General features: G+C 57.3%; 15 protein-coding genes and 3 pseudogenes. 12 read left to right on the top strand and 6 right to left on the bottom strand.

Annotated features, from left to right (window positions below; genetic code table 11):
* The 4 genes from P8192_RS07970 (at nt 1) to P8192_RS07985 (ending at nt 2,290) form a co-directional block, all read left to right on the top strand.
* Nucleotides 1-570, top strand: a complete 570-nt coding sequence (locus P8192_RS07970) for a maltokinase N-terminal cap-like domain-containing protein (RefSeq protein WP_278156017.1) — start codon at nt 1-3, stop codon at nt 568-570.
* Between the two features lie 218 nt (nt 571-788).
* Complete coding sequence (gene aroD, locus P8192_RS07975) at nt 789-1,553, top strand: type I 3-dehydroquinate dehydratase (protein ID WP_270105196.1); 765 nt, start codon at nt 789-791, stop codon at nt 1,551-1,553.
* Nucleotides 1,546-1,935, top strand: coding sequence for a DUF3054 domain-containing protein (locus P8192_RS07980; RefSeq protein ID WP_270105195.1), 390 nt, complete (start codon nt 1,546-1,548; stop codon nt 1,933-1,935). The genes aroD and P8192_RS07980 overlap by 8 nt, the downstream gene beginning before the upstream one ends.
* A 70-nt stretch (nt 1,936-2,005) precedes the next feature.
* Entirely contained in the window at nt 2,006-2,290 is a 285-nt protein-coding gene (locus P8192_RS07985) for an Lrp/AsnC family transcriptional regulator (RefSeq protein WP_278156020.1), read from the top strand.
* Nucleotides 2,291-2,294: 4 nt separating this feature from the next.
* Here the strand turns inward: P8192_RS07985 and trpD are convergent, their stop codons facing one another.
* Complete coding sequence (gene trpD / locus P8192_RS07990) at nt 2,295-3,347, bottom strand: anthranilate phosphoribosyltransferase (RefSeq protein WP_278156022.1); 1,053 nt, start codon at nt 3,345-3,347, stop codon at nt 2,295-2,297.
* Between the two features lie 298 nt (nt 3,348-3,645).
* On the opposite strand from trpD, the gene ctaE reads away from it, so the two are divergent.
* The 4 genes from ctaE to qcrB all read left to right on the top strand — a co-directional run bounded on the left by ctaE (nt 3,646) and on the right by qcrB (nt 8,005).
* Complete coding sequence (gene ctaE, locus P8192_RS07995) at nt 3,646-4,284, top strand: aa3-type cytochrome oxidase subunit III (protein WP_431521093.1); 639 nt, start codon at nt 3,646-3,648, stop codon at nt 4,282-4,284.
* A gap of 94 nt (nt 4,285-4,378) precedes the next feature.
* On the top strand, nt 4,379-5,179 hold the full coding sequence (gene qcrC, locus P8192_RS08000) for a cytochrome bc1 complex diheme cytochrome c subunit (protein WP_278156023.1): 801 nt from the start codon (nt 4,379-4,381) through the stop codon (nt 5,177-5,179).
* A gap of 70 nt (nt 5,180-5,249) precedes the next feature.
* Nucleotides 5,250-6,335, top strand: coding sequence for a cytochrome bc1 complex Rieske iron-sulfur subunit (gene qcrA, locus P8192_RS08005; RefSeq protein WP_278156026.1), 1,086 nt, complete (start codon nt 5,250-5,252; stop codon nt 6,333-6,335).
* Nucleotides 6,332-8,005: a cytochrome bc1 complex cytochrome b subunit gene (gene qcrB / locus P8192_RS08010; protein ID WP_278156028.1), complete on the top strand. Its 1,674-nt coding sequence runs from the start codon at nt 6,332-6,334 to the stop codon at nt 8,003-8,005. Before qcrA ends, qcrB begins: the two co-directional genes overlap by 4 nt.
* Nucleotides 8,006-8,439: 434 nt before the next feature.
* Here qcrB and P8192_RS08015 read toward each other — a convergent pair whose 3' ends face one another.
* Complete coding sequence (locus P8192_RS08015; RefSeq protein WP_278156030.1) at nt 8,440-8,874, bottom strand: ATP-binding protein; 435 nt, start codon at nt 8,872-8,874, stop codon at nt 8,440-8,442.
* Between the two features lie 77 nt (nt 8,875-8,951).
* On the opposite strand from P8192_RS08015, the pseudogene P8192_RS08020 reads away from it, so the two are divergent.
* Nucleotides 8,952-9,350: pseudogene (locus tag P8192_RS08020) on the top strand (IS21 family transposase); the annotation flags it as partial.
* A gap of 113 nt (nt 9,351-9,463) precedes the next feature.
* On the opposite strand, the gene P8192_RS08025 reads toward P8192_RS08020, so the two are convergent.
* The 3 genes and pseudogenes from P8192_RS08025 to istA all read right to left on the bottom strand — a co-directional run.
* Complete coding sequence (locus tag P8192_RS08025; protein WP_270105186.1) at nt 9,464-10,270, bottom strand: ATP-binding protein; 807 nt, start codon at nt 10,268-10,270, stop codon at nt 9,464-9,466.
* Nucleotides 10,271-10,278: 8 nt separating this feature from the next.
* Nucleotides 10,279-10,941, bottom strand: a complete 663-nt coding sequence (locus tag P8192_RS14535; RefSeq protein WP_431521174.1) for a Mu transposase domain-containing protein — start codon at nt 10,939-10,941, stop codon at nt 10,279-10,281.
* A pseudogene (istA, locus tag P8192_RS14540) lies at nt 10,918-11,454 on the bottom strand (IS21 family transposase); the annotation flags it as partial. The gene P8192_RS14535 and the pseudogene istA, both read right to left, overlap by 24 nt.
* Nucleotides 11,455-11,537: 83 nt before the next feature.
* On the opposite strand from istA, the gene P8192_RS08035 reads away from it, so the two are divergent.
* A protein-coding gene (locus tag P8192_RS08035) for an IS3 family transposase (RefSeq protein WP_431521094.1) occupies nt 11,538-12,772 on the top strand; the annotation gives its coding sequence in 2 pieces (ribosomal slippage) (nt 11,538-11,820 and nt 11,820-12,772; 1,236 coding nt in all).
* On the opposite strand, the gene P8192_RS08040 is transcribed toward P8192_RS08035, so the two are convergent.
* Nucleotides 12,756-13,208, bottom strand: a complete 453-nt coding sequence (locus tag P8192_RS08040; RefSeq protein ID WP_278156036.1) for a hypothetical protein — start codon at nt 13,206-13,208, stop codon at nt 12,756-12,758. The genes P8192_RS08035 and P8192_RS08040 overlap by 17 nt on opposite strands.
* 144 nt (nt 13,209-13,352) lie before the next feature.
* Between P8192_RS08040 and P8192_RS08045 the strand changes: the two are divergent.
* Both P8192_RS08045 and istB read left to right on the top strand, forming a co-directional pair.
* Nucleotides 13,353-14,067, top strand: a pseudogene (locus P8192_RS08045) (Mu transposase domain-containing protein); the annotation flags it as partial.
* Nucleotides 14,068-14,197: 130 nt separating this feature from the next.
* Nucleotides 14,198-14,962, top strand: a complete 765-nt coding sequence (gene istB, locus P8192_RS08050) for an IS21-like element helper ATPase IstB (RefSeq protein ID WP_278156040.1) — start codon at nt 14,198-14,200, stop codon at nt 14,960-14,962.
* Nucleotides 14,963-14,992 lie beyond the last annotated feature (30 nt).

Genomic DNA, 14,992 nt, shown 5'->3' on the forward strand with positions numbered 1-14,992 from the left:
ATGGCCATCATCTATAACGCTGAACTGCACCCGACGAAAGCCGAGCTGCTCACGCAGTGGCTGGATCGTATGTACTGGGGCGGATCAGGGGATCTCGAAGTGCTCGGATCCTACCGATTTGACGATGCCGAAGGTGAAGTGGGACTTGAAGGTTTCATCATCCGCCGTGGTGAGCTCACGTTGCATGTTCCGCTAACGTATCGCGGAGCGCCCCTAGAAGCCGCAGACCAGTACCTGGTGGGCGAGATCGAGCATTCCGTCCTCGGCCGACGCTGGGTATACGACGCTATGGCCGACCCCGTGGCGGTGCATATTCTTAACCGCGCGTTGGCTGGCGAGATTCCGCAGGCAGAGCTGTATTTCTACGATGAGGCTGGTCAGTTCCTCGGCTCAGAACCGAACACCGTCTCCGTCCTAGTCCGGGGTGACATTCCAGAAGGTTGGGGCAACGTCGCAGCACATCACGTCCTGAACCTCGAAGACGACGACGCCGTGTCGACCGAGGGCCGCCAGCTCGTGGCCACATGGGGCGACGGCAGCGCAGTGATCTTCTCACTGATTGACGCCTGACCTCAGGAACCAGCCACCATTTCTGAAGCGCATCCTGCAACCATTATCAAAGCGCCGATAATCTACATTATGTCAAGTAGTGCAGAATTATCGCCCACCTCCTCACAAAACAGCCACGCTCCCGTAACAAGGGACATAGTCATCGTGACAATCGTGCTCCTGTCGCCGTTCACAACAACCTAGACTGGAGTGCAAACGCATTCACTGTCAGGAGCGCTATGTCCAAAAAGACTCTCAAGGTCGGCCAGATTCGCCTCGGCGCAGAACGCCCCGCGATCATCGTGCCCATCACCGCCACAACGGCAGAATCTATTTACACTGAGGCAAGCCTGATCTCCAACGATTTTTCGTTCAAGGCAGTGGACATCATCGAGTGGCGCATCGACCATTTCGAAGAGCATAGGGACCTCCACGCCATCACGAAGATTTTGGACGCCCTGAGGTCTACATTCCCAGAACAAGTACTCCTCGCGACGTTCCGCACCTCGGACGAAGGTGGCGCAGCAGAGATCTCCCCCGGGGATTATCTTTCCCTGGTGAACCATGTCAGCGCATCGGGATTCGTCGACCTCGTGGATGTCGAGTACCGGCGCGATAACGCCGCTCAGTGCATCGATGCTGCTCATAAGCACTCTGTGCGTGTTGTCGGCTCGAACCACGATTTCTTCGGAACCCCGGATGAACAGGAAATCGTTTCCCGGCTGAGCACCATGAGTGACATGGGGTGCGACGTTCCCAAGATCGCCGTCACTCCCCTCTCCCCCGAAGATGTTCTCGTACTGCTGTCCGCAACCATCTCCGCGGGCAAGAACCTTGACCGTCCGATCATCACCATGTCCATGAAAGAAGCCGGCATGGCATCACGTCTCGCCGGCGGAGTATTCGGCTCCTCGGCCACCTTCGCGACCATTGGTGCAGCTTCGGCCCCAGGTCAGATTCCCGTCGCAACCGTATCTGCCGTCCTGGATGCCATTCATGCGTGAAACCGGCAAGATGGCTAGCGCACTAGCGGTCGATGTCGCGCTGATCGTTCTCTTCGCTGTTTTGGGCCGACGTTCACACGACCTCGGTCTTGATTTTTCCGGAATCCTCTTTACCGCTGCACCGTTCTTGCTTGCGTGGCTCGTCAGCTCGTTGGTGACACGCACGTGGCGCACCTGGCACCGGATGTGGCCAAGTGGAATCGTGGTCTGGACCCTCACGGTCGCCGGCGGCCTCTTGCTGCGCGTCACCGTCTTTAACGAAACCGCGGCGGTGAGTTTTCAGATAGTGACGGCATCAGTATTGGGCGTCTTTCTCCTCGGCCGACGCGGCGTGACTGCACTCTTGACCCGCACAGCCCGTAGAGCCGACTCACGGTCGTAGACTGACAGAGACAAAGACGACCCGAGTGACGGGCGACCGCCCCATTCGCATGAAGGTGAAGGAGCAATTCATGGTGACGGCATTTGTGATGATCAAGACCGATCCGGATAGGATTCCAGAAATTGCGTCAGAGCTGGCGGATCTTGAAGGCATCACGTCCGTTTATTCCGTGACGGGTACCTGGGACCTGGTCGCTATGGCTCGAGTGCGCGAATTTGAGTCGCTCTCGGACGTTATTGCCGATCAGCTATCCAAGGTGTCAGGGGTTCAGGCAACCGAAACCATGCTCGCGTTTCGCGCCTACTCAAAGCACGACCTCGAAGAAGGCTTTGCCCTGGGCTTCGATGGCTCATGAGCCATCAGGCTTGTGAGGCTTTGACCCACGACGCAAGCACTTGGGCCGCTGCCCCGGAATCAATAGATTCCGCGGCCCGGTCCATGTTTGTGCGAATTCTGTTGAGCGCCGGACCCTCATGGGTTTCATCGAATGCAGTCAGTCCCGCCGCAGCGTTCAAAAGCACAGCGTCGCGAACCGGACCAGGTTCTCCACGCAGTAGACCTTCCACGATGGTCGCGTTGTGCTTGCCGTCCTTGCCCGCCAAAGCTTCGACGGGTTGCAGGGCGATCCCAAAGTCCCGCGGATCCAGAACGTGCTCCGTTACAGATCCGTCTCGAACTTCAAACAGGGTCGACTCACCCGATGTCGTGATCTTGTCACGACCATCAGAGCCACGGAATACCAGCCCACGTGTCCCCCGATCGGCCAACACGCCGGCGATAATAGGTGCCATACGCGCATTCGCACAGCCCAGAGCCTGCGCAGCAACACGCGCGGGGTTGGACAGAGGACCCAAGTAATTGAATGCGGTCGGTACCCCAAGCTGCTTTCGAGCCGGAGCCACATATCGCATGGACGGGTGATACTGCTGAGCGAACAGGAACGTAATGCCCGCTTCGTGAAGGCACTTTCCTGCTTTATCTTTCGACATCGATAGGTCTACGCCCAGCGCCTCGATCACATCGGCAGCACCCGCAGTAGATGAAGAACCGCGGTTACCGTGTTTGATCACTCGAGCACCGGCGCCGACTGCCACCAATGACGACATCGTCGAAAGATTCACGGTGCCGAGGCGATCTCCCCCGGTACCGACGATATCAAGCGCCTCAACGCCGTAGTTCACCGGAACGGCTTGATCGAGCATGGTGTTCGCCATGCCCAGGAGTTCGTCAACGGTCTCCCCTTTCGCCGCGAGTCCCATGAGGAATCCCGCCACCTGCGCGTCCGTAGCGTTCCCCGTCATCATCTCGCGCATAGCCCAAGAAGAGGTTTCAACGCTCAACCCCTCCCCCGCTAGCAATGCGTTGAGTACGGTGGGCCAGGTCGTGCTGAAAGCGGTAGCTGAACTGTTCACAGGGTCATCCTAGTCCCCTATCGCCATGATGAGTTGAGCTTGTCGAACAACTACCTCCTCGTCCGGATATACCATGAGACCGATAGAAACATAAGGTTTCCCTAAGTCCGAAGGCCACTGTAATCATGCCTAAATATCTGCAAATTTCTTGTCAACAGCCAAACTTGGCGACTTGCTAGGAAAAACCTGGGAATTCGGGCAATCCTTCGACCGCCGGTCATTTCGACAGTGAGTAGAAATAATTCCGACACTCGCGTTGCATTGGAGAACTGGGCACGATTAGGGCCATAATGAATGGGTGACAACGACTACTCATGCCATCTCGCACCCCTCGACAGGGTTTCCGAGCCGCCCGAACATGGTGTCCGTCGGCACCATGGTGTGGCTGTCATCGGAAGTCATGTTCTTCGGCGGTCTCTTCGCAATGTACTTCACGCTGCGCTCGACCTCTCCCACCCTGTGGGAGGAAAGCTCAGCCCTCCTTGACTGGCAACTCGCCCTGGCCAACACGATCATCCTCGTGCTTTCCTCGGTCACTGCCCAGTTCGGCGTTTTCGCCGCCGAGCGTCTTCAGCCGCGACGTGCCGGCGGAATTCTGGACGTCAAACGATGGGGCATGGTCGAGTGGTTCATCCTGACCTTCATCATGGGCGCCATCTTCGTATCGGTTCAGTCATACGAGTACGCAGTTCTGGTCTCTGAAGGAATTACGATTCCAGCGAACGCCTACGGTTCGGCCTTCTATATCACCACCGGCTTCCACGCTTTGCACGTAGCCGGCGGCTTGGTTGCCTTCCTCTTCGTCATCGGACGTGCTTACCTTGCCAAGCGGTTCGGACATCACGAGGCCACCAGCGCCATCGTCGTGTCCTACTACTGGCACTTCGTCGATGTCGTCTGGATCGTCCTGTTCGCCATCGTCTACTTCCTGAGGTAGCAACCTAAACTCCGGAACCATCACTACGCACCTGAGGTCACCGGATACGGAACGTCACACCTATTCGGTTTACACAACGTAAGGAACCATCACCGTGAAGGCTCTTTCACAGAACCGGCGCCATCCGGTCGTCGGCGTGGCCCTCCTCCTGCTGGGTCTCCTCCTCACTGGAGGTCTCTACTCGCTGGCCACGAATATGAATGCAGCGGGCGCCAATACGGCATCGCAATACTCCGCTAGCGACATCGCTGACGGCGAGCAGCTCTTCAATGCGAACTGCGCCACCTGCCATGGCATTGGCGCTACGGGCACGGACGCCGGACCGTCGCTGGTCGGCGTTGGAGCCGCCTCTGTTGACTTCCAGGTCGGCACTGGACGTATGCCCATGCAGATGCACGGACCGCAGGCACAGCAGAAGCAGCCACAGTTCAACGAAGAGCAGACGGCCCAGCTTTCTGCATACGTCGCCTCGCTCGGCGCGGGACCCGCTATTCCTGAAGACGAGTACCTGGACGTCGACCACGAAGACGTTGACATCGCCCGCGGTGGCGAACTCTTCCGAGTGAACTGCGCCATGTGCCACAACGCGGCGGCCTCAGGAGGTGCTTTGACTCGCGGTAAGTACGCACCGACTCTTCACGGTGTTTCCGAGAGGCACATTTACGCAGCCATGGCCACCGGCCCGCAGAACATGCCGGTGTTCTCAGACACAAACCTCACCTCTGAGGACAAGCGCGACATCATCGCGTTCCTCAAGGAAATCGAAGCTCAGGGCTCCCCCGGTGGTTTCCAGCTGGGCTCGCTTGGTCCGGTGTCTGAAGGTCTGTTGATCTGGACTCTGGGTCTCGGCTTGGTGATCGGCTTTATGGTCTGGATGACCTCACGCTCATCGTGATGATCCTGACCCTGATCACCACCAAGACCTCACACACAATTTTCATCACTCAAGTAAAGGATTCAGATCTATGAGCGAGCATCGCCAAGGAGGGCCCGAAGATTCGGGAGCCGTTGAGCGCGCTGGCCATGTCGAGCAGGGGAAATACGCCATCGACAATCCAGGGCTCCCTCCTCACCGCCCTCGGCTGGCCGACGAGGATCCCCGTGCCGCCAAGCGGGCCGAACGTCAGGTTTCTGTGCTGTTCGTGCTCTCTATCCTGGGTACGCTAACCTTCTTCATCGGGTACTTCGTTGTCGGCCAGATCGGTCCCGGCACGCCGTTCTCGACCATTCGGTTGCAGAACACACTGCTGGGTCTGGGTACCGCCTTCTCGATGCTTGGAATTGGTGTCGGTATCGTGCACTGGGCTAAGACCCTCATGCCCGACCATGAGTGGGTTGAAGAGCGCCACGAGGTTCGTACCGAAGAGGATCGCCAGATCGCCGAAGGCATGATCAATGACATCCTGGATGAGTCTCAGATCAAGCGTCGCCCGCTGTTGCGCAACACCTTGATCGGTGCCATCGCTTTGGCCCCCCTGCCCGCTGTTGCGATCTTCCGCGACTTGGACAACACGGACAACCGCAGCGATCTCGCCGAGGAGAACTTCGGTGTCGAGCGCCTGCGTCACACCATTTGGGATGAGGGTGTCCGCCTGGTCCGCGACCCCAGCGGTACTCCGATCAAGGCTTCAGACGTCGCTATCGGTAACGCCATGCACGTCATCCCCGAATCACTTTTGGGCCGCACCCACGACAAGCTGAATCAGAAGGCTAAATCGGTTGTGCTGTTGATGCGTTTGAACCCCGAGAGCCTTCAGATCTCCGAGGGACGCGAAGACTGGAACGTCGACGGGATCGTCGCCTACTCCAAGATTTGTACCCACGTTGGTTGTCCTGTTGCGCTCTACGAGCAGCACACTCACCACCTACTGTGCCCTTGCCACCAGTCGACCTTCGACCTCACCCAGGAATGTAAGGTCATTTTCGGTCCTGCAAGCCACGCGCTTCCGCAGCTTCCGATCACTGTCGATGAAGAGGGCTTCCTGGTCGCTCAGAGCGACTTCCATGAGCCTGTTGGACCTGTTTACTGGGAGCGTGACCCGAACCGATGAGCACCACTCAGGAATACAAGGCCTCGACTACGACGGGGCGTATCGCGAACTTCGTTGACACTCGTGTTGGCGCCTCTGGCATCGTCAAGGAATTCGGGCGGAAGATCTTCCCGGACCACTGGACTTTCATGTTTGGTGAAGTCGCCCTTTACACCTTCGTCATTTTGGTGCTCTCCGGCACCTTCCTGACGTTCTTCTTCGACGCTTCCATGTCTCACGTGACCTACGAGGGCTCGTACAAGCCGTTGTACGGCATGGAAATGTCCGCAGCCTACGCATCAACGCTGGACATCACCTTCGATATCCGCGGCGGTCTCTTCATGCGCCAGGTCCACCACTGGGCAGCGCTGCTGTTCGTGGCTTCGATGTCGGTGCACATGCTACGTGTGTTCTTCACCGGTGCATTCCGCCGTCCTCGTGAGCTGAACTGGGTTGTGGGCTGTACGCTCCTCGTACTTGGTCTGGCTGCCGGCTTCACCGGTTACTCACTCCCCGATGAGGTGCTCTCCGGTAACGGTCTACGTATTATCGACGGCATTCTCAAGGCCATTCCGGTAGTAGGTACCTACATCTCCTTCTTCCTGTTCGGTGGGGAGTTCCCTGGCGACGATGTGATCGGTCGCCTCTACGCGCTGCACATCATGGTCATCCCAGCCATCATCATTCTGATGATCGCGATCCACCTATTCATGGTGGTCGTGCACAAGCACACTCAGTACCCCGGACCGGGTCGAACCGAAAACAATGTAGTCGGATACCCTGTGGGTCCTGTCTACGCAGCCAAGGCCGGCGGCTTCTTCTTCATCGTCTTCGGTATCGTCGCTCTGCTCTCAGGGTTCTTCACCATCAACGCGATGTGGAACTACGGTCCATATGACCCGTCCCCGGTGCAGGCAGGTACACAGCCTGACTGGTACATCGGCTTCGCCGATGGTGTGCTCCGTCTGATGCCGGGTATGCTCGGTGACTTCTCCTTCTTGGTGCATATCCCCATGCCGTGGGGCACCAATGCTCTCCCCCTTGGTGTTTTGATTCCGCTGGTGCCTGCTGGTGCACTCTTTGTTGGCCTGTTCGCATGGCCGTGGATTGAGCGCTGGATTTCCAAGGACAACAAGGAACATCACATCCTGGATCGTCCTCGTAACGCCCCCACCCGTACGGGTATCGGTGTTGCTGGCATCGTCAGCTACTGCGTGATGTGGGCAGCTGCGTCATCTGACCTCATTGCTACACACTTCATGGTGGCTCTGAATGACGTAACTTACATCCTCCGTGCACTGTTCTTCCTCGGTCCGATCCTTGCCTTCATCATCACCAAGCGGATCTGCCTGTCGCTGCAGCGTAAAGATCGAGAGGTCGTGCTTCACGGTCGCGAGGCTGGCGTTATTGAGCAGACTCCGGAAGGCTCCTTCTCGGAGCGCCACGAGCGGCTCGACGACTTCAAGCTGTACCGCATGGTCAGCTACGAGCCGAACACTCCCCGGCCTGCGCAGGCTAACCGCAAGGGCAAGATCTCATGGGCCGAGAAGCTGCGCGCCGGGCTCAGCAAGTGGTTCTTCCAAGACCGTGTCGAACCCGTGACCCGTGAAGAGCTTGCCGAAGCAAAGTCTCACGATCACCATGCGGAAATCGATGCAAGCGATCATTCGAACGGGCAGATCGACCGCTAAGAGCTAACCGAACTCTCAACTGAGTTCGTCTTCGAGGCCTCCAGCCTAGTGCTGGGGGCCTCGTTTGTTTCCGGACGAACGCACACACCGCCGCCCTGTTACGCGTTGGACAGCGCTCTGTCTCCGTGGGACCTCCCGAACGGAGAATCCACGACTATGGACCACCGGTCGGTATACATCATTTGCGGCTGGAACTACCCTCCGCTCTTAGGCAATCTCAGTGCGTGTCCACTTTCCAGACGTTGGCTGGCGTCCACTTTTCGGCCGTCGTCGACACACAGGAGGATATTTTGGCAGGTGTTCCGTGGCCAGTGCTGAACGCACTGTATTTCTTGCTCTGCCGAGACGGCGTGAGAATTCTTTGAGTGGCACTTTCAACGGCGGTTGAAAAGTGGACACTATTCGACGTCTGTAGACTGGACACTCTGACAGGTTCAGGTGGTGATGTTGGTGTTCTTCTCAAGGAGTTCCCGTCGGATTCGTGTCCGATAAGACTCTCCATCGAGGGTGAGGACCTCTGAATGATGGATCAATCGGTCGATCATCGCTGTTGCAATCGGTTCATCGGCAAAGATCTCACCCCACCGGCTGAAGGGCAAGTACCCTAGCTCATCAATAATGAGTAAGCGGTAACGGCGCAGGCGTTTGATTTCAGCTGCTAATCCTCCATGACGCTGATGAGCAACGCTAAGCCTGTTGATCCACCCAGCAGCGGTATCAAACAACACGGGATACCCAGACTGACAGGCTCGAATACCGAGTCCGATCGCCAAGTGCGTCTTACCTACTCCGGGCGGGCCAAGCACAATCACGTTGTCAGCTTTCGGAATGAAACTCGTGGTCCCTAAAAGCGCAATCGGACCTGTCAACGACGGCTGAATACTAACCCCTAGACGACAGTTGAATTTTGACCCCTTTGGGCTGAACCAACAGTCATCCTAAGGGAGTGATCAATGTGGAACAGTGGGCAGAGATCCGTCGATTGCATCGAGCAGAAGACGTGCCAATCAAAGAAATCTCACGCCGTCTCGGCATAGCAAGAAATACAGTGCGTTCAGCACTGGCCTCGGAACACCCGCCAGAATATGCTCGCGCGAGGCGTGGTTCAGTCGTAGATGATTACGAGCCAGAAATCAGGAAGCTCTTACGCGACTATCCACGGATGCCAGCAACAGTGATTGCTCAACGGCTAAACTGGCCGCATTCGCTGACCACGCTCAAGGACCGGGTCCGTCTGATCCGCCCTGAGTACACCAGCGTTGATCCAGCCGATCGCCTCGTGCACGAACCAGGACAGGCTGCCCAGATGGACCTGTGGTTCCCTGAACCGCGTATACCGGTTGGTTTTGTGGCGCATAGCCTTAGATGAAAGCGCTGGTCTGGGTAAGTGGTAGCGGAGTTCTGACGACCGGGAAGCACCTCTATGGTGCTTCCCGGTCGTCGGTTTCTCGAGTTTTTCTACTCCCAGTAGCCAGGGGCCGCTCGTGTCTGTTCACCTTGGTGGCGCCGCATATCAATGTCGCCAAGGTTTATCGTGCGGGCATTATTCGCCAGTCGATTGACGATACTATCCGCAGCGATTCTGTCAGGGAGAGCTGAAGCCCAGTACGCGGGCCCGGTTTGAGAAGCGATCATGGTGGCTGCCCGGTGTTCTCGGTTTGCCAGTATCGCGAAAAGATCGTTCGCGGCTTCAGGGTCAATACCGACGGTCAGGAAATCGTCGATGATGAGTAGATCCGCATCAGATAGCCGGTTCAACAAGGCCTGATGAGCGATGCCATCGCCTCGAGCGATGACGAGACGACGAGCGAGCTCGTCCATGCGGGTGTAGAAGACTTTATGCTCGTTGTGACATGCCGCTACGGCAATCGCGCAGGCAATATAGGTCTTTCCTCCTCCTGTGGGCGAGGTGATCAACAGGTTAGCGGTCTCATTGGCCCAGTCATGTGCGGCGTAGCGGGCCATCCTGGCTGGGGTAATGTTCCGTCCTTCTTGATAATGGATCTCCGCGATCGAGGCCCGCATGATCGGTAGCTGAGCAGCCAGGAGCAGTTTCTGAATGTTCTTCACTCTTCGCTGGTCTAAAGCGTCATCAACGGCCGCCAGGAATATTTGCTCCGGGGTCAGGTGGTCGTTGCTCTCATCGATGATGAGTTCTTCGAACTTCGCAGCCAAGTGAGTGATCCGTAAGGTACGAAACTTCTCTTTGTCCTCGGTAGTGAACACTGAATTCATCAAGGCCGGGCTCGCCGGTGTCGTGGTCATGGCGCTGTTCACCGTCCCTGCTGGTAGTAGTCAGCTCCACGCACGTAGATCTGTGCTGGATCGAGGGTATCGACGGCCGGCTGGGGCTTGATGGTGGCGGCTGCTGGCCTGTGTGGCCGAGATGTTTTCGTATCAGAATCAATGGCAGCCATGAGTCGCTTGAGTCCGGAATAGCTGGCATACCCACCCAGGTTGGCTAACTGCGTGCACGCAGCCTCGAGGCGTTGCTTATCGCGCTTGCCCAGGGACTCGAGAATGTTCTGGCACTCCAGATACCCCTGAGCCTCGATCTTATGGCGGTCTAAGACCGCGGTGATGATCTCCACGGTGGCCGGCCCAAACGCGGCCGCCCGACGGATAAACCAATCACGAGACCACAAGCCAGCGACGTCTTGGTGCTGGAGGGGTACATGCGCGGAATCAGTGGAGTACTGGCCCCGGCGGCCGTGTTTTCGTCGGTGCTCTGCAACGATGGCATCGCCATCGAAGATACTGACCTGTTGATCCGTCAGTCGTGCTCGCAGCAATTGACCTGCGAGTCGGTGAGGCACTGAGTAGTGCTGATAATCGCAGGTCACATGATAATTCCGTCCCACTTTGACCTGCCGGTATTCAACATCTTCAAACCCCTCAACAGGCAAGCCTCCCAAAGCAGATGCCTCTTCTGCCATGAATCGTTCGGCCCTGGTGGTCCCATCAGCCCGGCGGATCTCTTCATTGATTTCCCTCATCCGAACAGCGATCGCGGTGTTGAGCTCGGTCACGGTCGTGAAGACGTCTTCGCAGAGATATCCGATGACTCGCTTGTTGATCACCTGAACGGCAGATTCTACGGCGGCTTTGTCTCGAGGCTTGCGCACCCTGGCAGGCACGATCGCCGTTGCGTAGTGATCGGCTAACTGCTGGTACTTCGGATTCACGACCCGGGCAGACTCACCTTTGGTAGGGCGGTGAGTAGCAGTGGGCGCGTTATCAGGGACCACAATCTGGGGCACCCCGCCGAAATACTCGAAAGCTGCCTTGTGAGCGCTCAACCACGCGTTCATACGCATATCAGTGCATCCTGTGCAGTACACCAACCCCGAGTACGGCAACACCGCGACGAACAAGTAGACCTTGGTGATTTCACCGGTGACCGCGTCGCAGACCTGGAGGGTGTCACCGGCCCAATCGATGAATACCGCCCGCCCCGGTTCATTGAGGCTACCCTCGAATAGTGGACACCCAAGTTAGCGGGATTCGCAGTCCTGCTGGAAGGATGTTCAATATGTCAGACCAGAAGCGACAGCGTCGCTCTTTCACCCCGGAATATCGGATCGAGGCGGCGAATCTCGTCATTGACACCGGCAGGTCTATCGCCGCGGTGGCAAAGGAAATCGGAGTCGGTGAACAGACCCTGGGCACCTGGGTCAAAGCCGAGAAAGACCGACGCCGCGCCGAGGGTGAACCCACGGGTGCGTTGAACGAGGACGAACGGGCTGAACTGGCACGGTTGAGGCGGGAGAACTTCGATCTGAAACAGGACAACGAGTTCCTGGGAAAAGCAGCCGCCTTCTTCGCGTCGAAGCCTCGAAACAAGAGAAATTCGAGCTGATGGACTCGGAGAAGGCCCACTATGCGATTCGCCGGATGGCCAGGCTCCTCGAGGTGACGAAATCTGGGTACTACGCATGGAAGAAACGTCGGCAGGCCGGGCCATCGAAACGCGCGAGAGCGCAACGGAATCTTGACGGGCAAGTCGCAGCGGTTCATGCGGAGTCTGATGGTGTCTATGGGGCACCACGGGTGGCAGCGCAACTGGCTCGACAAGGCGTGAGTGTGGACGAGAAGACGGTCGCGGCTTCGTTGCGCAGGCAGGGCCTTGAAGGCATCAGTCCACGTCGGTTTCGGCCGGTGACGACACTGCCGGGTGTGGCGACTCATCACATTCCGGACCTCGTGAAACGAGTCTGGGACCGAGGTGAGTTGGATGCTGTGTGGATCAGCGATATTACGTATCTGCGCACGTGGGAAGGGTTCGTGTATTTGTGCGTCATCCGCGATGGGTGCTCACGCCGAGTGCTCGGCTGGGCGATGGATGCCAGACAAGATTCTGACCTCGTGGAACGAGCGTTGAGGATGGCTCATACGCTACGAGAAATGGTTCCAGATGACGTCATTTTTCATGCCGACAAAGGAGCGCAGTACACGTCAGCGCAGTTGCATCAGGCCTCTGTGGAGCTGGGGCTCAAGCAGTCGGTAGGCCGGACTGGAGTGTGTTGGGATAATGCGATGTCGGAGTCGTTCTGGTCATCACTGAAGACTGAGTTCTTCGAACGCCGGGTCTGGCAGACTCGGGCTGAGGCGATGCGGGAAGTCGCTCGGTGGGTCGAGGTGGTATATAACCGGCGGCGGTTGCACTCGGCGTTGGGGATGGTCCCGCCGGTGGAGTTTGAGGAGAAGTTCCGGGCCGAGCACAGTGCCGGCCGGGTTCAGGAGGAAGTGTCTACGCAGGCTGCGTGACGTGGTTCACGTGTCCACGACTTGCGGGGAGCCCCAGTTCATGGTGCAAAGTGGCTACAAGATCGTTTCTTGCCGCGTAATCGCTGAAGAGGTGGCAGTACTGAGAATACGAGTATTTCCGCAGTTCGGAGGCCACACCGAGATAAGTTCTCCACCCCTGGAGCAAAGTGAAGTGACGGTTCGAACGCATCGATGCCACGACCGGGCCGAATTCCGGCGCTAGATACTCACCTGCAACTCGTCGGCGCCGATCGGGGAAGAGTTCCTCTACCCGTTCTACGGTCATGACAGCTACTTGATCACCTGTGAGGCCGTGCTCCTTGATCACCGCACGGGCTTTAGCGACGTCTCGTTGAGAACATCCTAAGGACTCAGCGATATCTCGATAAGACCGCGACTCCAGCAACAGAGACATGATCTTCTTGTAATCAACCACGATGAAGGCCTGCTTCCATGAATCTAGAAGAGAAAGCAGCGCCGGACGACGCCGCTACTCCTCAGCAGACCACAGTGCTACCACATACCCAGAACAACGCTTCCAGGTACCCAGACCAGCGCTTTCATCTAACGCTATGCGCCAGGTTTTGGGCAGGCGGCGATGTTGCCGGTGCTAGTGATGACGTTGTCCTATTCGCGCTACCTCAGCGCGGTGATGATTCCGACCCGGCAGGGTCCTGATCTCACCGCAGGGATGTGGCAGCTGATTAGCCAGGTCGGTGCCGTGCCTAAAACACTGATTTGGGATCGAGAATCCGCGATCGGCGGTAAGGGTAAGGTGACAGATCTCGCGACCGCGTTCTGTGGCGCCCTAGCCACGAAGATCCTCTTGGCTCCACCACGTGATCCTGAGTTCAAAGGACAGACCGAGCGCAACAACCAGTTCATGGAGACCTCCTTCTTGCCCGGGCGTGACTTCAGCTCACCGCAGGACTTCAACACCCAGCTAGGTGAATGGTTGATCCAGGCTAATGCGCGAACGGTGCGCTCCATCCAAGGACAGCCCCAGGACCAGTTAGCCAAGGACCTGAAAGCGATGACCATGTTGCCGCCGTTGCCGCCATCGACTGGGTTCGCTCAACGGATACGGATCAGTCGGGACTACCACGTCAGGATTGATCGCAACGATTATTCGGTGCATCCATCGATGATTGGCCGGCTGGTGGATTTCACGGTGACCTTGGACCGAGTCATCGGTGTCTGTGACCGTCAGGTGGTTGCTGATCATCCTCGGTGCTGGGCGAAGCATCAAGTCATCATCGATCCCCATCATGTTGACGCGGCCGCCGGGCTACGACGGGCTTTCAACCAGATCCGTAAAAATCAATCCAGTCGGCCATCCTTCGGGGAACAGGTAGAGCAGCGCAGCTTGAGCGATTACGACAAGCTCTTCGGCCTGGCTGGCCCTGATGAGTCAGGAGATGGCCAATGAGTGAGCTGGATTCAACCATCACGCATCTAACTCAGGTCATGAAAATGCCAACGATCCGTAAGGTCTGGCAGTCCTTGGCTCAGCAAGCCAGGGACGAAGGCTGGTCCCATGAAGAGTATCTAGCTGCAGTACTGCAACGACAGGTAGCTGATCGAGAGGCCAGTGGGACCGCGTTGCGTATAGCTGGCGCGCATTTTCCCTCGATGAAAACGATCGAGGACTTCAACTGTGATTACCAGCCCTCGCTACGCCGGGACGTGTTGGCGCATTTAGCCACCACGACGTTCATTCCTAAAGCCGAGAATGTGATCCTGCTGGGCCCTCCAGGAGTCGGTAAAACTCATCTAGGCATCGCGTTAGGGGTCAAGGCTTGTCAGCATGGGTATCCCACGTTGTTTGATACCGCTAGCGGATGGGTCCAGCGCTTAGGGCAAGCGCATCAAGCAGGGACTCTGTCTGAGCAGTTACGTCGACTGAAGCGATACAAACTTCTGATCATTGATGAGCTTGGCTACCTACCCTTCGACGCGGAAGCAGCGAATCTCTTGTTCCAGCTTATTGCGAACCGGTATGAACAAGGCTCTGTATTGGTGACCTCGAATATGGCTTTCGGGCGGTGGGGAGAGGTCTTCGGTGATGACGTGGTGGCCTCCGCGATGATCGACAGGCTGGTGCATCACGCGGAAGTACTCTCACTCACCGGCGACTCATACAGAGCGAAAAACCGACAAGACCTCATCATTACCAACGAACAGACCTAACCAAAGAAACCTAGGCTCGGAGGGGTCAAT

This window comes from Citricoccus muralis, assembly GCF_029637705.1.
GTDB lineage: Bacteria > Actinomycetota > Actinomycetes > Actinomycetales > Micrococcaceae > CmP2.